The 19035-nt window shown below is 63.9% G+C and carries 18 protein-coding genes, 1 tRNA gene and 1 other RNA gene; 9 read left to right on the top strand and 11 right to left on the bottom strand.

The window, feature by feature from the left end; all coding sequences use genetic code 11:
- Positions 1-19 precede the first annotated feature (19 nt).
- From ABD301_RS15910 to ABD301_RS15920, 3 genes are all read right to left on the bottom strand, one after another.
- Positions 20-805 (bottom strand): hypothetical protein, encoded by a 786-nt coding sequence (locus ABD301_RS15910; RefSeq protein ID WP_163572342.1) that lies wholly within the window; start codon positions 803-805, stop codon positions 20-22.
- Positions 806-931: 126 nt separating this feature from the next.
- The gene (locus ABD301_RS15915; protein WP_344311053.1) at positions 932-1819 is read right to left on the bottom strand and encodes a bifunctional helix-turn-helix transcriptional regulator/GNAT family N-acetyltransferase; all 888 of its coding nucleotides are present in this window, start codon (positions 1817-1819) and stop codon (positions 932-934) included.
- A 9-nt stretch (positions 1820-1828) separates the two neighbouring features.
- The gene (locus ABD301_RS15920; RefSeq protein ID WP_344311055.1) at positions 1829-2404 is read right to left on the bottom strand and encodes a TetR/AcrR family transcriptional regulator; all 576 of its coding nucleotides are present in this window, start codon (positions 2402-2404) and stop codon (positions 1829-1831) included.
- 96 nt (positions 2405-2500) lie between these two features.
- On the opposite strand from ABD301_RS15920, the gene ABD301_RS15925 reads away from it, so the two are divergent.
- Positions 2501-3622, top strand: coding sequence for a DHA2 family efflux MFS transporter permease subunit (locus ABD301_RS15925; protein ID WP_344311057.1), 1122 nt, complete (start codon positions 2501-2503; stop codon positions 3620-3622).
- An 11-nt stretch (positions 3623-3633) separates the two neighbouring features.
- Complete coding sequence (locus ABD301_RS15930) at positions 3634-3930, top strand: MFS transporter (protein WP_344311059.1); 297 nt, start codon at positions 3634-3636, stop codon at positions 3928-3930.
- Positions 3931-4075: 145 nt separating this feature from the next.
- Here ABD301_RS15930 and ABD301_RS15935 read toward each other — a convergent pair whose 3' ends face one another.
- On the bottom strand, positions 4076-4510 hold the full coding sequence (locus tag ABD301_RS15935) for a PIN domain nuclease (RefSeq protein WP_344311061.1): 435 nt from the start codon (positions 4508-4510) through the stop codon (positions 4076-4078).
- The gene (locus ABD301_RS15940) at positions 4507-4722 is read right to left on the bottom strand and encodes a type II toxin-antitoxin system VapB family antitoxin (protein WP_163572343.1); all 216 of its coding nucleotides are present in this window, start codon (positions 4720-4722) and stop codon (positions 4507-4509) included. Before ABD301_RS15940 ends, ABD301_RS15935 begins: the two co-directional genes overlap by 4 nt.
- 631 nt (positions 4723-5353) lie before the next feature.
- On the opposite strand from ABD301_RS15940, the gene ABD301_RS15945 reads away from it, so the two are divergent.
- Positions 5354-6385 (top strand): Fic family protein, encoded by a 1032-nt coding sequence (locus tag ABD301_RS15945; RefSeq protein WP_344311064.1) that lies wholly within the window; start codon positions 5354-5356, stop codon positions 6383-6385.
- A 1182-nt stretch (positions 6386-7567) separates the two neighbouring features.
- On the opposite strand, the gene ABD301_RS15950 is transcribed toward ABD301_RS15945, so the two are convergent.
- From ABD301_RS15950 to ABD301_RS15960, 3 genes are all read right to left on the bottom strand, one after another.
- A complete protein-coding gene (locus ABD301_RS15950; protein WP_344311066.1) occupies positions 7568-8152 on the bottom strand; it encodes a flavoprotein in 585 nt (194 codons plus the stop codon).
- On the bottom strand, positions 8149-9186 hold the full coding sequence (locus ABD301_RS15955) for a hypothetical protein (RefSeq protein WP_344311068.1): 1038 nt from the start codon (positions 9184-9186) through the stop codon (positions 8149-8151). The genes ABD301_RS15950 and ABD301_RS15955 overlap by 4 nt, the downstream gene beginning before the upstream one ends.
- Positions 9187-9301: 115 nt before the next feature.
- Positions 9302-9598: a helix-turn-helix domain-containing protein gene (locus tag ABD301_RS15960; protein ID WP_163572347.1), complete on the bottom strand. Its 297-nt coding sequence runs from the start codon at positions 9596-9598 to the stop codon at positions 9302-9304.
- Between the two features lie 422 nt (positions 9599-10020).
- Here ABD301_RS15960 and ABD301_RS15965 point away from each other — a divergent pair, with 422 nt between their 5' ends.
- Entirely contained in the window at positions 10021-10368 is a 348-nt protein-coding gene (locus ABD301_RS15965) for a hypothetical protein (protein ID WP_344311071.1), read from the top strand.
- On the opposite strand, the gene ABD301_RS15970 is transcribed toward ABD301_RS15965, so the two are convergent.
- Positions 10339-10426, bottom strand: a tRNA-Ser gene (locus ABD301_RS15970). The two genes, ABD301_RS15965 and ABD301_RS15970, sit on opposite strands and share 30 nt — an antisense overlap.
- An 86-nt stretch (positions 10427-10512) precedes the next feature.
- On the opposite strand from ABD301_RS15970, the gene ffs reads away from it, so the two are divergent.
- From ffs to ABD301_RS15995, 5 genes are all read left to right on the top strand, one after another.
- An RNA gene (gene ffs, locus ABD301_RS15975) (signal recognition particle sRNA small type) lies at positions 10513-10609 on the top strand.
- A gap of 47 nt (positions 10610-10656) precedes the next feature.
- On the top strand, positions 10657-12711 hold the full coding sequence (locus ABD301_RS15980; RefSeq protein WP_344311073.1) for a DNA polymerase III subunit gamma and tau: 2055 nt from the start codon (positions 10657-10659) through the stop codon (positions 12709-12711).
- Positions 12712-12774: 63 nt separating this feature from the next.
- Positions 12775-13122 (top strand): YbaB/EbfC family nucleoid-associated protein, encoded by a 348-nt coding sequence (locus ABD301_RS15985; RefSeq protein ID WP_163572348.1) that lies wholly within the window; start codon positions 12775-12777, stop codon positions 13120-13122.
- A 21-nt stretch (positions 13123-13143) separates the two neighbouring features.
- Positions 13144-13743, top strand: coding sequence for a recombination mediator RecR (gene recR, locus ABD301_RS15990; RefSeq protein ID WP_344311075.1), 600 nt, complete (start codon positions 13144-13146; stop codon positions 13741-13743).
- Positions 13744-13973: 230 nt separating this feature from the next.
- Positions 13974-15206: an MFS transporter gene (locus tag ABD301_RS15995; RefSeq protein ID WP_344311077.1), complete on the top strand. Its 1233-nt coding sequence runs from the start codon at positions 13974-13976 to the stop codon at positions 15204-15206.
- Between the two features lie 149 nt (positions 15207-15355).
- Here ABD301_RS15995 and ABD301_RS16000 read toward each other — a convergent pair whose 3' ends face one another.
- Both ABD301_RS16000 and leuA read right to left on the bottom strand, forming a co-directional pair.
- Entirely contained in the window at positions 15356-16576 is a 1221-nt protein-coding gene (locus ABD301_RS16000; protein WP_344311078.1) for an MFS transporter, read from the bottom strand.
- 273 nt (positions 16577-16849) lie between these two features.
- On the bottom strand, positions 16850-18580 hold the full coding sequence (leuA, locus tag ABD301_RS16005) for a 2-isopropylmalate synthase (RefSeq protein WP_344311079.1): 1731 nt from the start codon (positions 18578-18580) through the stop codon (positions 16850-16852).
- Positions 18581-19035 lie beyond the last annotated feature (455 nt).

Below are 19035 nucleotides of genomic sequence, written 5' to 3' on the forward strand. Positions count from 1 at the left end.
TCGCGGACGACCCTGGGTTCTACTTGTGCTTCTTCTTTTTCTTTTTCTTCTTCTTTTTCGGATAGTGCTCCACGTACGCGAGCTGCGTCGGGGTCAGCTTCTTCTCTTCGTTGGTCGCGAACCAGATCTCGTTCTCGATCCAGAACCGGTAGAGGAACTCCTCGAATTCGGGACCGCAGAACCAGAGCTGGTCCAGCGCTTCCTCGGGGTCCAGGTCGGCGGCGGTCTCGAAGTTGAAGGACGACACGACCACGAAAGGTGGGTTTTCTTGGTCGAGGTGCAAATACCAGAAAAGCAGGTCCTGGGAGTCGCGCATGAAACGTACGAGATAGGCGCCGTCGGCGAGCGGGCTGGGTGACGGCTTGGCCGGAATGTCCCACGTACAGCAGGTGCAGCTGGAAACACCGGATAATAGTTTTTCGTTGCCGAGAAAGGTGGTGAAGGCGGCTGGAAGGGTGAAGCCGAGTTCGGTGAGACTACTGACAAGTTCGGCGAGAACCACTGGGTGCTGGGCCGGCGCCTGCGCCAGTAGTTCCTGCTCGCGCTTGTATCTGCGGTCCCATTCGTCCATCAGGTCGTCGTTTGTCTCGCCGTTGAGGCTGACGACAACCTCGACGGGAGCCAGCTGCACGCCGGTGGTGATCGCCATCGGCTCGTCGGCCGGCGTGCCCAGCCATTCGTACGCGCCGGAGAAGAGACTCTCGTCCAGCGGCGGCAGTTCGTCGTACGAATAGAGCTGGTATGTGCCGTCACAGGCCCGGAATTTGCCAAGGTCTGTGCCGACCCAGCCGCGCTTTGGTTCCATGCTCAAGTCCTCTTTGACTCGTCCGGCGAACCGGGTTCCGCTGATCGCGTCCATGATCAGCGGACTCGGCGGCACTGGCGACGCCGAACCGTGAAGCGGCGAGGGCACCGGCAGATGCCCGTACGGTCACCTCGCCAGATTCATCTGGAACCAGTGGTGGGCGTACTTCTCGTCGTTGAAAGCAGCGACCTCGGTGAAGCCCGCCGATCGGTAAAGGCTGATGGCCTCGGTCAGGTTTTTGTTGGTCTCCAGGCGCACGACCGTGGATCCGTGGTTGTACGCGCGCATCTCGAGGGTGCCGAGAAGCCGGCGGCCGAGGCCCATGCCACGGACCGTTTTCGCCACCCACATCCGTTTGAGATCACAGACCCCGCCATCGCGGAAGCGAAGCGCTCCGCAGCCGACCGGCTCGGTGCCGAGTCGGGCCACCACCAGCAGGCCGGTCGGCGGCCGTAATTCGGACGCTGACGCGGAAATGCTTTGCTTCACGTCAAAGCCGGCATCGAATCTGGTGTTGAGTTCCGCGAAATAGGACTCCAGGCAGTGCTGCGCGTGCGGGTCTTCCGGGTCGGTGTCCGAGATCTCGATCATGCCGGCGCGCAGCAGCAGCTCGACCTCGGCCATCGCGGCCGCCAGTCGCTCCCGCTGCTTCGCGCTCAACGGCTCAAGCAGCAGCTCGGCAAGCTCGTCGCTGCGCCGGTCCAACGTCCGCCGTTCGGCGATGCCGTCGCTGGTCAGCCGGGCGATCCGTACCCGCCGGTCCGACTCCGCCGAGTCGACCGTGACAAGCCTCGCGGCCTCCAGCGACCGCAGAAGACGACTCAAGTAGCCGGAATCCAGGCCAAGGCCGGCTCGCAACGTACGGACGTCCTGGCCCGCCGGCCCGATTTCCCACAGCAGCCGCGCCTCGCCGAGCGCGCGATCCCGCCCGAGGAACCGATCCTGAAGGGCCCCCACCCGCTGAGTGACCGTCCGATTGAACGTACGCACCCGTGCCACCAGCTCCGCATCCATTCTCTGACTTTAGTCAGATACTTTGCTGGATATCGAGGCGCGTACGAGAGGAAGGAAGACCTGGTCGACGATGTCGACGAGGGTGTTTTCGGCGATGGGGTGACGGGTCAACAGCATTTCGTGGCGGAGGAGATCCGCCGGCAGGGTGACGACGCGTACGGGTAGATCTGTCACCTTGAGTTCGCCGCGCTTTTCGGCCTGCTCAAGCAAAGTGGTCATAACGCCGTCGATGACCGTGAGGAATTCCGGGGCCAGGTCTGGTGCCTCGGCCATCAGTCCGTGCAGAATTTCCGGGCCAAGGTCGCGCTGGCGTTGTGTCATCCGCTGGAGAACGGCCAGGACATCGCTGCGGAGTTCGCCGGTGTCCGGAATCTGGTCGGCGACCGACCCGATGTGGTGCCGAACGGCGGTGATGACGAGCTCGGCCCGGTTGCGCCAGCGGCGATAGAGGACCTGCTTCCCGGTCTGGGCCCGGGCGGCGACGCCCTCCATGGTGAGGCGTGCGTAGCCAACGGACATGAGTTCCGTCCACGCGGCCTCCAGGATCGAGTCCTCCAGCGCCGCACCACGCCGTCGTACGGTCACAGACTGCTCCTTTAGAGACCTTGCGTCTCTTGTTCGTTGAGCCTATCGTACTCACTAGAGACGCATCGTCTCTTATGACTAGTGAGAGGTGTGTACGTGACGACCGAAAACGGCCCGGAGCGGCTGAGCCCGGCGACGCTCAAGTTGGCCGGCATCCTGATCCTCGGCGCGATAGCGCCCCTGTTGGACAGCACCATCGTGAATGCCGCCATCCGGACGCTGGGTTTTCAGCTGCATGCGTCCGTGTCGACCATCCAATGGGTGAGTACTGGCTACCTGCTCGCGATGGCCGTGGCGATCCCGATCACTGGCTGGACGGTGGAGCGCTTCGGCGCCAAGCGAATGTGGCTGATCTCGCTGATGCTCTTTCTGGCCGGTTCGATGCTGAGCGGAGCCGCCTGGAATGTCGGCTCGCTGATCGTTTTCCGGGTGGTGCAAGGCATCGGTGCCGGTTTGATGCTGCCGATCCTGCAGACGGTGTTAATGCGAGCAGCTGGTGGCCGGGGGATTGGGCGACTGATGTCCGTGGTGACGCTGCCAGCGCTGGTGGGACCGATCCTGGGACCAGTCGTCGGCGGCCTCATCGTCGGACATCTCGACTGGCGCTGGATTTTCTACGTTAACTTGCCGGTCTGCGTACTAGCCATCCTGTTGGCCTGGCGAGGTTTGCCGGTGGATTCGCCGAAAAAGGCTCACCGCCTGGACTTTGCCGGCCTCGCACTGCTTTCACCGGCGTTGGCCGCGCTGATCTACAGCTTGTCGCAGGTCGGCGACCAAGGCGGCTTTGGCCACTGGGAAGTGATAGTCCCGCTGGTGGCCGGCGTCGCGCTACTCGCCGGTTTCGGGTACCGAGCATTGCGTACGACCGAACCGCTGATCGACCTGCGACTGCTCGGTAACCGCCGGTTCGCCGCCTCCTCAGGTTTGCTCTTCCTTTCTGGGCTCGCAATGTTCGGCCCGATGCTACTTCTTCCCCTTTACTACCAACAACTCCGCGGCCTGGGCGTCATCGCGGCCGGCCTGATGCTGGCACCGCAAGGGTTGGGCAGCCTGCTCGCCCGCGGCACCGGCGGCCTCGCCGACCGTATCGGCCCCCGTCCGGTCATTTTGGGCAGTATCGTCCTGACGGCGCTGGGCACCCTGCCCTTCGCTTTTGCCGACCAGCAGACGAATCCCCTGATTTGGCGGCCGCACTGGTCGTGCGAGGCTTCGGCCTGAGTGCGGCCAACATGGCCGTCATGGTCGGCGCCTTCGACGGGCTCGATCGCGTACAGATCCCGCATGCCAGCAGTACGACCAGAATCATGCAACAGGTCGGCGGAGCTTTTGGTACCGCCGTACTCGCCGTCATCCTGCAACGCCAACTCGCCGACCACCCAGCCGCCATCGCGTACGATCACACTTTCCTGTGGACGCTGGCCTTCACCGCACTCGCCTTTGTCCCCGCTCTCCTGCTCCCACCCGGCCGCCACACGACCGCAGTCCAGCAGACCGCTCCCGCCGAACCGGAACCGGCCCGAACCTGATCGTCTATTTCTGCCCGTACGATGTCCACCTCGTGACACGGTGTTATAGAAGTACAGTTCTATAACCTGTATCCCTACATCCTCCTGGGCCACTTCTGTCCGCGCGGCAGCAGACGCAATGTTGGAACACCGAAAGTCGGGTGTTTCAGACCGATCCGGTTGCTACCTGGGCAGACCCGTACCACTGAACTGGCTGGCCGGTCACGGCAGCGATGCAATCGAAGTCGTGGTCGCGGTGGAGCAATGTCAATCCCTGCAGCTCAGCGGTGGCGGCAACCACGAGATCTACGGGGCCTGCACTGCGGTGCTGCTCCTTCATAGTCAGGGCTTCTTGGACCTGCCAGGCACGATCGTAGGCACGATCGGCGGTCGGCACCCAGATGAACAGTGCCCGTATGTCTTCGATGCCTTTGGTGCGGTCAGCAGCTGAACGTGCGCTGAAGAAGAATTCGAGTTCGGTGATGGGACAGGTCGCAATCAGACCGGCGGCAGCAGCCTCGTCCCATCCGTATTTTTCGGCGTCGCCGCGCATGAATCGCGCGAGGGCGCTTGTGTCGATCAGGAATTGTGCGCGACTCACCGACGGTAGTTTCTCTTGTCTTCAAGAAGGTCCAGATCGAAGGCGCCGTTGTTGGCTGCGGAACGCAGCCGGGCCAGCGCCAGAGCGCGGCGGCGATTCTCCAGAACCTCCCGCAGAGCGGTGTTGACTGTTTCTTTTTTAGTGCTGGTGCCTAGGGCCTGAGCTACGTCGGCGACCAGCTCGTCATCTAAGTCGATTACGGTCCTACTCATCGGCACACCTCCGCTGATATCAATCCGTGCGCAAAGTATATCCGACGAGACACATAGATGGTAGAGCTGGACGAAGCAGAGGTGACTGAGATCAGCATGACGAACGCCGGGCAGCGAGCGCTGACCCGGCGTTGGTGCTGGCGGAGGATACGAGATTCAAACTCGTGAGGGGTTGCCCCCAACACGCTTTCCAAGTCCGCATCCACGAGTTCGGCAGGGCCGCCACCGTCTGTGACCTGCGCAAACTCCAGCAACCGTACCTCTGTGGACGGCCCCGAACGGTCGCGAATGAGACCAAAACTGAGACTAGCGACCGCGGTGGCGAACGCGGGAAGGTTGAATTACATCGAGGTAGGTTCAACCTAAGCTCCCTTAAGTTGAATCGTGGGAGCGTCGATGCAACCTACATTGAACCGATCCAAGTCGATTCAAGTTACGAGGTTGAAACGTGAACGGCAACACAAACCATTCAGGTTTAGTATGTTTTACTTGAATGATGGACCTCGACAGGCTGGCGAACTCTCCCATAGGGCGACTTGTCCCCATCTCCGGTGTCACCCCCGGCACTGGCGACACATGGCGGTACCACGCCTTTGTGCCCCAGCCGCTCCCCGTCACTCCCGCTCTCGACATGGCTGCCTTGAACAGCGCATCGAAGGCCGCGATGGAGGTGGCGAGGCTTGATCAAGCTGTCTCACAGCTACCGAATCCTCGGATCCTCGTCCGTCCCGTAGTACGTCGGGAGGCTGCAAGTACAGCCGCCCTGGAAGGTACATATGCGACATTTGGTGACGTACTTGAAGCCGACTTCCTGGAAGATCGACAGCTTTCGAGTGAACAGCGCGAGATTCGTAACTACGTCAATGCAACAGAAAAGGGAGTGGAGCTTCTCGACACGTACCCGATTAGCGTCGGCCTAGTTTCGCACTTACAAGAAATTCTGGTTCGAGGCACGTCGAGTGAAGCTTATGATTCGGGCGGCCTTCGGCAGCGGCAGGTCTATATTGGCCCACGGAATCGTCCAATTAGTGAGGCGCGCTACGTCCCGCCTCCGGAAGGGATGATCCTTGTTGAAGGTATGAGCGACTGGGAAAAATGGGTAAATACTGCTAGTGACGTACCTCTCGTTGCGAAGATTGCATTAGCGCACTATCAGTTTGAGTCACTGCATCCGTTTTCTGATGGCAACGGCCGCATAGGTCGCCTCGTTGCGCTTCTTCAATTAATCCAGGAAGGAATATTGAGAGTCCCTATCCTGAACATTTCCTCGTGGCTTGAACACAATCGGCAGGAGTACCTGGACTCCATGCTCGAAGTGACTATGAGCGGATCATATGACAAGTGGGTCGCGTTCTTTTCTGAGGCAGTCGGAAGTCAAGCTAAAGCGGGGATTGCCCAGATCGATGGACTCCTAGGGCTAAAGAGTCAGATGATTACGGAATTGCGGGCAGCTGGGATTCGAGGGTCGGCGCTTGAGGTTGCTGAAAACTTGATTGGGTATCCTGTGATCGATGTCAGAACCGCCCAATCGATGATCGAGAAGTCTTTTGAGGCTGCAAACAATGCTATATCGAGGCTCGTGGAACAGGGAATACTTCACGAGATAACCGGGCGAACAACGAATCGGCTATTTGCCTGCCGGCGCGTGCTTCAATTGGTCTAACCGGTGGATGTGAATTCGTGGGACTACGCATCTGGTTGCTACTCAGTGCCGTGTACCGCCGGATGCGTTGAGGGCTTCTCGGAGGCGCCAGGGGGTTCGGGGGCCGGTGAGGACCCCCGAGTGCGTACGGCGCGGATGGACGGACAGCAGCTCGGCCTGGTGCTCATCAGGCAATGCTTCTGGCGTGGAGCGGGGGCGTGCCTCCGGTCGTCTGGCCCAGCGCCGCCCGCAGTGGCGGCGTGGCGGGTCGGGCGCGCCGGAGGCGCGCCCTTGATCCAATACAGAGCAATTCAGCAACGAGACGCACTCGGCCGTGCGACTGCTCTGGACGTGACGCGCTGGTCCTGCTGGCAAGGGTCTACGGACCCTCGGAAGTTCTCCATGCGTACTGATGGGTTGCCCCAGTCGTCTACCACACTGCAGGCTTTTTGGTGGAATGCCGACGGAGTGGCGACATCACATGGCCACTGGGTGGAAGGTATGAGGCAAGAATCACTTTCGGAGGAGCGAGCATGAGTGCGCCACAATATCTACGGGAAATTGCCGATCATCTGCACGATTTTGCGGATGGTCTTGAAGAAGTCACCACGGAGTCTGTCGATCCAGGCTTGGCATGGATAAGTACTGCCGATGATCTTGCGGCGGTGATATGCAGGAGGCTTAACCAGCACGACAGGGATCACCGACACGGCCCTGCGATTACTCCACTGTGCATGCACGTCGCGCGCGCGATTCTTGATGCGGACCCAGGGAGGGTCGCGCGTGACGCGCGCCGGTTCGCCCAGATTCGGAACGGGAAGCCGTGATGCTAAGCAACATCTCGTTAATTATAACGAGTCTCGGAGTCGGAGGACTGTTAGGTGTATTTGCGAAATCGATCTTCGATAGGCGACACTTAAAGTTCACAAAAATATTCGAGTTCAAAGAGCGGCGCTATCAAGCCATATCCATCTTAATGTTAGCCGCGTCGAACCCGTCGAACTACGCGATTGCTAAGCTCACGCAACGGCGACCAGATATAGGCAATCGCGAAGACTTGGATAGAGAGCTTGAAGTCGAATATAACAATGCGATGCTATTTGCCTCCGACGCTGTGCTTAGGCGTCTCAAGGAATTCATTGGAGAGAAAACCCTCGCAAGGTATGAGACAGTGGCAAAGGCTATGCGGCGAGACTTGTATTTCTAAAGTGTCGGTTTAATGGTCGGCGACGTGTGCCGCTGGACTTCGCGCAAGGCAAGCGACCAAGGGAAAGAATCGAATCGGGCGGAGCCGGACCCTGGTGAATGCGGCTCCCAGTCGCCAGGGCCAAAGAGGATACGGACTCCTTCGGCGCGAAGTTCTTGCAGAGCCCGACGGAACGGCCTACGGGCGGCGAGAGCCGAATTTACGAACGGGAGTATGACAATTAGGGTGCCGCGACCGAGGTTCTCCGAGAGTAGGTCGAGGGCGTATGTGTCGGCGGTGCCGTGGGCGAGTTTGTTGATGGTGTTGTAAGAAGCGGGCGCAACGATGATCGCGTCCGGCGCGGGGCGGCCGGTGGCGCGGCGTTCGGATGAGGTGCGGTGGCTGGTGCGTACGGGGTTGCCGGTCTGCTTCTCCAGGGCCTCAATGTCGATGAAGCCTGCGCCAGCTGGTGTGGCGATGAGGTGTACGTCCCAGCCGTCATCCTGAGCGAGGGACACGAGGATCCCGACTCGGGCGGCGGGGCCAGCGCCACAGACGAAGACCCAGAGGACGCGCGATTTCTTGGTCGGTTCGTCGGTCATTCCGCGGCTCCGATTCGGGCGGCGAGTTCGCGTACGCGCGGTTGCAGACTGGGCGGTGAAGCGGTGGCGAGCTGGTGGACCAGACCGTGAACCGATGACCGGTTAGTCAGCTCCTCCGGCGCGATGGCTTCGGCGTGGCGGATCGCGAGGTACGCCGGTTCGTGCTTGCCCCACTGGGTAAATCCGGCGGCCACGTCGAGATAGAACGTTGCGCGACGCTCAACCAGTTCGATGGAAGCGTCGTCCACCTCGCGAGCAATCGCAATGGCGCTGCCGGCGTCTCCGAGCGTGACGGCGAGGTTGATTCGGTGCAGTTGAACGTTTGTCGGGCCGAATGCGGTCCAGGCGTGGTTGCCGTCGTGGCCGAGCATGGTGGCGGTTCGTTCTGCCTCGCCGACCAGTTCAAGGGTCGTGTCTCGGTCGCTTCCCCGCGCTGCGGCGACAGCGCCTCGCAAGAGCAGTGAACCGTAGACGGAAAGCGATGATTCGTCGTCGGGGTCGAGGTGGGCTTGGAAGCCTTCGGCGAATCGTTTGACGTATGTGCTGGCTTGGCGGGCGCCGCCGCTTCCCATGAGTGCGTGGGAAACGATGCGGGCGCTGGCTCCAATGGTGACCGGGATTTCGCTGTCGCGGGCGGCGTTCATGCTGCGGTCTGCGGCGACTGCGGCGGGGCCCTCGTTGCCGACTTTTAAGAGAATGCCAGCAATAACGTGGTACGCATCGGAGATTGCAGACTGCAAACGGGATTTGAAGTCTCCGCTGGAGACTGTGACTGCGGCTTGTAGTGCGGGGACGAGCTCGGCGAGTGTGCCGGCGGCGGCGTCGTAGCGGCATGCCTGGTACTGGTTGCGTACTCGCACGCTGAGGCGCAGCAGCTGATCCGGCGGCACGGCTCGCTCGGTCGGCGATGACGGTGCTAGCGGGAAGGGGATCAGCAGCTCGGTAAGGAAGCTCGAGGCGGTGTTGGCTGCTGAGGCGAGTGAGCCAGCGAGGGTGGAAGCTCCGGCCAGTGCCAAGAGGTCCCGCCTGCGCATGGCGTTGTCTGCTCTCTCGTCCGCCCCGTCCAGTACCCGATCCCACGAAAGTAGCCCGCTGTCAGAGTCCGAGCTATCCATCGCTGAGATAGGTCCGATGTCCAACACGGACGCTTCAGAAGGCACATGAGGGGGTAAGGCCGAGATGCATCCGGGACAGGTCTGGCATGCCCAGACCGTCAGCGACCCGTTCCAGGAGCACGATGCTTTCGGCCTGGTGTATGCCCTTCATGAACTCGCTGATCCGGCCTTGCTTCATGTCTGTAGCGATGCCGATCTGCGTCTGCGTGATCTGGTGGTACTGGCGCAGCAACCGGAACAGACGGCCGAGGTCACGGGCGTGCAAGGCGTCGCAGACCTGGGGGCGAGTCCAGAACGTGGAGGGAAGGTTGATCAGGTCGTGTGCTGGCACCCGCCCGGATACCTCCCGTCTAGTGTGCCTGAGCTGCGGAAACTTCCTGGCCAGTGATCCTAAGCCCGCAGAGGGTCACTGTGGGGTGCCGGACTATCTCATCCCCGGATATCTCATCGTGGGGTGTCCGCGTGACCGGTGGCTCGACAAGCTCTGTGACGTGGGCAGATCAGAGCAAGCACAGACGTGCCGGTCCTGCGAGGGCTGTGGCCGGTTCGCGGTTGCTGGTCTATGCCTCGTCTCGAACCGGAGGACCGGGCCGGGTAGATCCTGGCCGTCTTGATCCGGCACCAGGGCAGGTGTACACGAAATCCGTTTCCGTTTCGATGCAAGGTCGGGATTCGGTTCGTGGTGATCGGCAAATCCGCCTGTCCTGGTGCCCTCCACTCTTTCCCACGCCAGCGCCGAAAGGAGACCTGCCCATGAAATTCCGCGACGCCCACACACAGCCAGAGCTGGACGAACGAACCATCTTCGAAGCATTGGACGTACGCACGGAAAATGTCCAGGACTCGCTGCTGTGGGAGCTGGCCGCGCGGGTCTGCGATGACCACCGCAAGGGAATCGGGTACTGCCTGATCTGCCAGCAGGAATGGCCGTGCTCGGCTTACCTGCTCGGCGTCAACGGGTTGGACTCCTCGATGCGGCCCGCGTGGCGGCGGCTGTCTTGGCGGTCCGGCCTGCAGCAACTCCGCCGGTCAGCTCGCAGTGGAGCTGACCGGCGTTTTGCCTGGTGGGCATGGCGGAGGATACGAGATTCGAACTCGTGAGGGGTTGCCCCCAACACGCTTTCCAAGCGTGCGCCCTAGGCCACTAGGCGAATCCTCCGTCGAGCATCGTACCTACCCGGTGGAGGGGACCTGACCGGCGGGCCGGCGGCTGAACTGACTGTCGGGGGGCGGGGTAAAGTACTGAGTAGCCCCTCGTGCGGCGTGCATCCTGTGAACTCCCCCAGGGCCGGAAGGCAGCAAGGGTAAGCGGGCTCTGGCGGGTGCGCGGGGGGTCCTTTCTTTTTAGCCGAAACCAGCGCTGACAGGCGAAGAGGGAGGCGGTGTTCAGTGGCGAACCTCGCGCTCTACCGAAAGTATCGTCCGCGGACCTTCGCCGAGGTCGTCGGGCAGGAGCACGTCACCGGCCCGCTCATCCAGGCGCTGAAGAACGGCAAGCTGAACCACGCGTACCTGTTCAGCGGTCCGCGCGGCTGCGGCAAGACCTCCTCTGCTCGCATCCTGGCTCGCTCGATGAACTGCGAGAAGGGCCCGACCCCGACGCCGTGCGGTGAGTGCGACTCCTGCGTGGCGCTGGCGCCGAACGGTTCCGGCAGCCTCGACGTGATCGAGATTGACGCGGCCAGCCACAACGGCGTCGAAGACGCGCGTGACCTGCGGGAACGGGCTTTCTTCGCGCCGGTGTCCAGTCGCTTCAAGGTGTACGTGATCGACGAGGCGCACATGGTCACCACGGCGGCGTTCAACGCGCTGCTGAAGCTGGTGGAGGAGCCGCCGGAGTTCGTGAAGTTCGTTTTCGCGACCACCGAGCCGGAAAAGGTGCTGCCGACGATCCGTTCGCGTACGCACCACTACCCGTTCCGGCTGATCCCGCCAGCGCAGCTGCGCGACCTGCTGGACGAGATCTGTACGAACGAGAACGTGAAGATCGAGCCGACCGTGCTGCCGCTGGTGGTACGGGCCGGTGGCGGCTCGGCCCGGGACTCGCTGTCGGTGCTGGACCAGTTGTTGGCCGGCGCGGGCGAGGACGGTGTGACGTACGAGCGGGCCATCGCGCTGCTCGGAGTCACCGACGCGACCTTGCTCGACGACGTCTGCGACGCGCTCGCCGCGGCGGACGGTGCCGCCGTTTTCCACGCGGTCAACAAGGTGGTCGAGGGCGGCCACGATCCCCGCCGATTCGCCACTGACCTGCTGGAACGGCTCCGCGACCTGGTGGTGCTGGAGCGCGTACCGGATGCCGGCGCGAGCGGGCTGATCGACGTGCCGGCGGACCAGTTGGAGCGGATGACCGGGCAAGCGCTGCGGCTCGGGCCGGGGTCGCTGTCCCGGATGGCCGACATCGTGCACGAAGGGCTCATCCAGATGCGGGGTACGACCTCGCCGCGGCTGGTGCTTGAGCTCCTGTGCGCACGCATGCTGCTGCCGGCGGCCGAGGAGAGTCACAGCGCGCTGATGCAGCGGCTGGAGCGGATGGAGCGCCGTCTGGAGATCGGCGGGATGACCTCGCCGGCGCCCCCGCAGCCAGCTCCGGTTCAGCAGGCGCCCGCCCAGCAGCCGGCTCCGGTGCGGCCGGCGCCAAGCGTTCAACCTGCGGCTCCAGCTCCGCAAGCTCCGGCTCCTGCCGCCCCAACCCCAACCCCGCCTGCGCCGGCGCCGGTTCAGCAGGCACCGGCGCAGCCGGTCGCCCCGGCGCCAAAGCCGGCCGACCCGGTGCCCGCGGCTTCGCCACCGGCAGCTCAGTCGCGTACCGAAGTGGCCCCCGGCGCGATGGACACCACGGCCGTACGGCAGATCTGGCCGCAGGTTCTGGACAAGGTGAAGGGCATCCGGCGGGCGCACTGGTCGGCCTTGATGGACTCGACGCCCAGCGACATCGAGGGCACCACCCTCGTTATCACGGTGAAGAACCAGGGCAACGCGGCCTGGCTGGGCAAGGACGAGGCGATCCAGGCGGTCGCCCAGATCCTCAACGAGCTGCTGGGCGTCCGCTGGTCTTTGCGGTACGTGACTGGCAAGGCACCAACCGCCCGCGCCGCCGCGCCCACGGCCGCGCCGAGCCGGCCGGAGCCACCGGCGCCCGCCGCTCCGGCACCGACCCCGCCGGCCGCGAGCGCACCGCCGGAGAACGACTGGCCGGACGTACGAGCGGTGCCCGGCGGCAACGCGGCGCCCGACCCGGCACCGGAGAAGACGAATGGCGGCGGGCCGCCGCCCGGCGCGAAGATCGTCGACATTGAGCCGCCACCGGACCCGTACGACGAGCCGTATCCGGACGACGAAGGCTCGACGGGCCTGACCGCGCCGGGCGAACGGGTCGACGTGATGAGCAGCGCCATCCAGGCGATTCAGGTCCTGGGCGCCACCGAAATCAAAGAGACCTGAGCCTGACCAGTAGTTCGCCGCCGGCCGGCTAGGCTGGCGGAAAGCCAACAGAGGGAGTCAGCCGTGAGGCCCGGTGGCCAGCCCAACATGCAGCAGATGCTCAAGCAGGCGCAGAAAATGCAGCGCCAGATGGAGCAGGCCCAGGCCGAGCTCGCGGCCGCTGAGGTGACCGGCTCGGCCGGCGGTGGTTTGGTGACCGCGACCGTCACCGGCTCCGGAGAGCTCACCGCGCTTGCCATCGACCCGAAGGTCGTCGACCCCGACGACGTCGAGACGCTCGCTGATCTGGTGCTCGCGGCCGTACGAGCAGCCAGCGACCAGGCGAAGAAGCTCGCCGAGGAGAAGATGGCCCCGGTCACCGGCGGACTCGGTGGCGCCTTGGGTGGCCTGCCCGGCGGCCTCGGCCTGTGACCAAGGACCGGTAGGCCGGCTGTGTATGAGGGAGCGCTCGCCGACCTGATCGACGAACTCGGCCGATTGCCCGGGATCGGGCCCAAAAGCGCGCAGCGGATCGCGTTCTTCATCCTGTCCTCGGACCCTGCCGACGTGACCCGGTTGTCGGCCGCGCTGACCCGGGTCAAGGACCAGGTCCGGTTCTGCACGATCTGTTTCAACGTGTCCGAGCAGGAACATTGCAAGATCTGCCGGGACACCCGTCGTACGGACGAATTGATCTGCGTGGTCGAGGAACCCAAAGACGTGGTGGCCGTCGAGCGTACTCGCGAGTTTCGCGGGAAATACCACGTTTTGGGCGGCGCGATCAATCCGCTGGACGGCATCGGCCCAGACGATCTGCGGATCCGTGAGCTGATGGCGCGACTGTCGTCCGGCCTGACCCGGGAGATCATTCTCGCCACCGACCCGAACACCGAGGGCGAGGCCACTGCCACCTATCTGGCGCTGATGCTCAAACCCATGGGGCTTTCGGTCACCCGGTTGGCGAGCGGGCTGCCGGTCGGTGGTGACCTGGAATACGCCGACGAGGTCACACTTGGTCGGGCATTCGAAGGTCGCCGTGTCCTGGACGTTTAGGAATTCCGTCGTACGGAACGAAAGACACTGTCCACAATGGACAAACCTGTCACGGCCATCACAATACGAGGATATTCGCTAACGACGTCCTACCTTTGCGGCGAGTTCTTAGTGTGACTTCCACGGTTCCCTCCGCGTCCCCGTCTGACCCTTCTTTACTCGGTCCGGTCCCGATCGTCAGATCGCGGCCGGACTACTCCAGACTCGCCTGGCCGATGTGGCTGCTGGGCATGAGCGTTTATGCGATCGCTGTTTTCCAACGCAGCAGCCTCGGCGTCGCCGGGCTCGCTGCCGCCGCGCATTTTCATGCCGGGCCGGCCGCGCTTTCTCTTTTCACTATTCTCCAACTGTCGGTCTACGCCCTCATGCAGGTGCCGGTCGGGTTGCTCGCCGATCGGGTTGGTCCGCGCCGGATGTTGGCCACCGGGCTGATGCTGATGGCGGTCGGCCAGCTCGGGGTCGCGCTCAGCGACCAACTGGCTGGTGGCATCGCCGCTCGGGTGCTGGTCGGCGCCGGCGACGCGATGAGTTTCGTTTCTCTCCTGCGGCTGATTTCGGCCTGGTTTCCGGCGCATCGATGCGCGCTGATGACGCAGCTCACATCTTTGGCTGGAATGGTGGGAAACCTTGCCTCGGTGCTGCCGATGAGCGCGCTTTTGCACGCGTACGGCTGGACGCCGACCTTCCTGGCGAACGCTGGCGTTGCGGCGGTCATGCTGCTGCCGGTGGTTCTTCTGCTCCGCGATCGGCCGGGCGGCCGGCGTACCGCTGGGCCGATTCACACCGCGTCCGTACGACGCCAGCTCGCCGAGTCTTGGGCGCAGCCAGGCACTCGACTCGGCACCTGGACACATATGTGCACCCAGTTTTCGTCTTGTGTTTTTGGGCTGCTGTGGGGATTTCCGTTTCTGATCAAGGGTGAGGGGCTGCATACCGCGACCGCCGGTGTGCTGTTGACGGTGCTGGTACTCGCCGGTGCCGCACTCGCTCAGGTTTTCGGGGTTGTGTCGTCACGTTGGCCGACCGTCCGGCACCGGCTCGCGCTCGGGGTCGTGGTGACGACCATGTTTTCGTGGACGATCGTGTTGCTGTGGTCGCCGCACGTGCCGCTGCCGGTGTTGGTCGTTCACATCATCGTGCTGAGTGCCGGTGGGCCTGCCTCGATGCTGGGCTTTGAACACGCACGGGAGGCGAATCCGCCGCAGCGCGCTGGTACGGCGTCGGGGCTGGTGAACATCGGCGGTTTCAGCGCGTCGGTGGTGGCCATGTTGCTGATTGGGCTTGCACTGCAGGTTTTCGGCGGGCTGGGCGCGACCGCGTACACGATCGCCTTCGCCCTGCAGTTCCTGCTCTTCGCGGTCGGGCTGCGTCAGATGGTGCGCTATGGCCGTCTCGTCGCCGCCGTCAAAGGCAGGGCACCGCAACGAACGCTGCGCGCCATTCCTGTCGGCCACCGCCGATAGCGTTGATTCGGGGGGCCCTGGCGCCCCCAAGGGGGATCGAGGTCCCCTGAATTCACGTTATCGGGCGGCACTGACAAAACGGAGCCCCACAGGTCGTGGCACGAATCCGGCGAACCGCCCTTGGCCGTCCCGGCGGGACAGCGCTGGGTTTAGCTGGCGGGGGCGGTGGCCGCCGCGGTCGAGAGGGTGACGCGGCGCGTACGCCAGCCGTTGCCGGAGCCGAAGCGGCCGATCGCGATCGCGGCCAGCGCGAGTGCCACGCCGACGCCGCCGGTGATGGCGAAACCCCAGGTGGCGCCGAGGTAGTCGATCGCGAGGCCGGCCAGCGGAGCACCGATCGAGACGCCGGCGGTGCCGGCGGTGCCGTGCCAGCCCATCGCCTCGCCGCGGCGTACCGGCGGGACCAGTCGGTTGACGTCGGAGACGGTCGCGGAGATCGACGGAGCGCACAGCATGCCGACCGGGAGCAGCGCGATGGCGAGAACCCACCAGTTCGGGGCGGCGGTCAGCAGCATGGTGGCGACGCCGAGCGACACGACGATCGCGGCACTCGAAATCGCCTTCGACAGCCCGCCATAGAGCAGCCCGCCGATCATCGAGCCGACCGCCCAGACGGCTAGTACGACACCGATCCACACGTCCTGGTGTTGGCCGCGGAGCACCGCGATGGCGGCCACCTCGCTGCCGGACAGCGCCAGAGTGGAAGACGCCATAAGGACCAGCACCGACACGAAACCAGGACTGGCCATCCCGGCGCGTTGCGGCTTGTCAGCGACGGCTTCGGTGGCCGCGCTGACCACCCGCGGGTTGAGCACGACCAGCGTCAGGCAGGCGATCACCTGGAACGCGCCCAGGCCCACCATCGTGACTGCCGGCGACAGCGCGGTGGAGGCGAGTACGCCGGCGAGCGGACCCACCATGTATGACATTTCGACGAGCACGGAATCCAGCGCGAAACCGGTCCGGCGCAGTTCCTCCGGCAGCATCGAGCCGATCGCCTGCCGGGAGATGCTGAAGACCGGCGGGTTGAACAGGCCGGCGAGCACGGCGGCCGGAACCAGCCAGACAAAACTCAGCAACGGCGCCACGGACCAGAAAATCGCGACCGCGACGATGGAGGGCAAGAGTGCCTTGCGTACGCCGAAGCGGTCGATCGCCCGGCCCCGCCACGGACCGCTCAGAGCCGTACCGAGGGTCATCGCGGTGGCCAGCAGGCCCGCCTCGGCGTAACCGCGATGCAGGCCAACCACCACGTACAAGGTGAGCACGATGCTCGCCGCGAGGCCGGGGATGCGGGCCAGCGTGGTGACGGCCAGCAGCCGGGTCATCCCCGGCACCGCGAGGACGCGGCGATAGGGATTCTGTTTCATACCGATCATTCTCCGGTCCGGTTGACGAGCAGTCCACGCATTTTCCGGCCCGCGGTGGTGGGTGTGCTCACAATTTCGCGCGGCTCCATGGGAGCACCCACCACCGACAGTTTCGGTGGCCAGCGGACCATTTCTGCACAATCGGATTCCGATTGTGCAGACGTACGCAGGGACTCCTCTCACTCATACGAGAGAGAGGAGTCCCTGCGGGCACAACGGGACAGCGGTCGGCGGAGCGTGGTCGACGGCGCCGGCGGCGGTCCTACGAGTGAGTCAGCGGAAAGCGCGGTTTACCGCGCTGACTACTGCCCGCAGAGAGGCGGTGACGATGTTCGCGTCCACCCCGACCCCCCACAGCGTCCGGTCGCCGATCTGGCATTCCACGTACGCGGCCGCCTTCGCGTCCTCACCAGCGGTGAGGGCGTGCTCGGCGTAGTCGAGAACCCTGGTTTGGATGCCGGCCTCGGTCAACGCCGAGGTGAAGGCCTCGATCGGGCCGGTGCCGATGCCTTCCAGCGCGCGATCGGCACCATCAAACGTGACGTCAGCCACGAGCTGGTCCTCACCGCTCGCGGTGGCGTCCGCGGTCGTACGGTGGCCGCGAAGGTGCACCCGCCCCCACGGCACCGCCGAGCCCGGCAGATATTCGTCCGTGAAGATCTCCCACATCCGCCGCGGCGAAACCTCGCCGCCCTCGGAGTCGGTGAGCTGCTGGACGACCTGACTGAACTCGATCTGCAGTCGGCGCGGCAGATCGAGCTGGTGCTCCGTCTTCATGATGTACGCGACGCCGCCCTTGCCGGACTGCGAGTTCACCCGGATGACGGCCTCGTACGTACGACCCACGTCCTTCGGGTCGATCGGCAGATACGGCACTTCCCACGGCATATCCTCGATGGACTTGCCGGCCGCGTCGGCCTCCCGGCGCAGCGCGTCGAAACCCTTGTTGATCGCGTCCTGGTGAGAACCGGAGAACGCGGTGAAAACCAGGTCGCCGCCGTACGGGTGCCGCTCGTTCACCGGCAGCTGGTTGCAGTATTCGACGGTCCGCCGGATTTCGTCGATGTGGGAGAAGTCGATTTGCGGGTCGATGCCCTGGCTGAACAAGTTCATGCCCAGCGTCACCAGGCAGACGTTGCCGGTCCGCTCACCATTGCCGAACAGGCAGCCCTCAATGCGGTCCGCGCCAGCCATATATCCCAGCTCGGCGGCCGCGACACCGGTGCCACGGTCGTTGTGTGGGTGCAGCGAGAGCACCACCGACTCACGGTATTTCAGATGCCGGCTCATCCACTCGATGGAATCCGCGTAGACATTCGGCGTGGCCATTTCGACGGTCGCCGGCAGGTTGATGATGACCGGCCGGTCCTTGGTCGGCTGCCAGACATCGTTGACAGCGTTGCAAATCTCAACGGCGTATTCCAGCTCGGTGCCGGTGTACGACTCCGGCGAATACTGGTAGCGAACCTTCGTGTCGCCGACGGTTTCGGTCAGTTTCTGGATCAGTCGTGCGCCCTGCACGGCAATATCGGTGATTCCGTCTTTCTCCAGCCCGAAAACCACCCGCCGCTGCAGGATGGAAGTCGAATTGTAGAGGTGCACGATGACTTCGCGGGCACCCCGAATCGAGTCGAAAGTACGCTCGATCAAGTGATCCCGCGCCTGCGTCAACACCTGGATCGTGACGTCTTCGGGAATCAGGTCGTTCTCGATGATTTCCCGTACGAAGTCGAAATCGGTCTGGCTGGCGGCCGGGAAACCGACCTCGATTTCCTTGTAGCCCAGTTGGCAGAGCAGCTGGAACATCCGGCGCTTACGCTCGGGTGTCATCGGGTCGATCAGGGCCTGGTTGCCGTCGCGCAGGTCAACCGCGCACCACAGCGGCGCCTCGGTGATGCGTTTGGTCGGCCACGTCCGGTCCGGCAGGTCGATGGTCTGGACGAGTTCAGGAAAGGGCCGGTAGCGCTGGAACGGCATCGGGGATGACTGCTGCGGTGCGGGCATTGGGAGGGTGGCTCCTCAGGAGGCTGCCGTGACTGGCAGGGCGGTGAGGGCCGGCGGAGGGCAACAGCAAACTCCGCGACGGGGAGCCGGCCTGGTGATTCGTCAGGCCCCGCCGCGGCAGCGAAGAAGAAGCAGCGCCATCCGCACAAAGATCACAGTAGGCGAGTCCCGCCCCAGGATGGAAACCCCATCCCACTATGTGGACTCCGCGACTCTCCCCATACCCGCTCCCGCCGAAAATTTTCACGCGCGCGCGTCCTCAAACCCACCCCCCCCACCCGATCACTGGGTGGGGGCCAGAAAACAGCATCGGTACGACAATTTCACGCCGTAACAGATACCTCACACCCATCCCACCCACACCGGCCCCCAACCCAGCCACACCGGCATTCAACTCAGCCCCGTCGGCATTCACCCCAGCCACGCTCGCGCGGCGGCCGGAGGCCGCCCAGGTT

It is taken from the genome of Fodinicola feengrottensis (genome assembly GCF_039530045.1).
Lineage (GTDB): Bacteria > Actinomycetota > Actinomycetes > Mycobacteriales > HKI-0501 > Fodinicola > Fodinicola feengrottensis.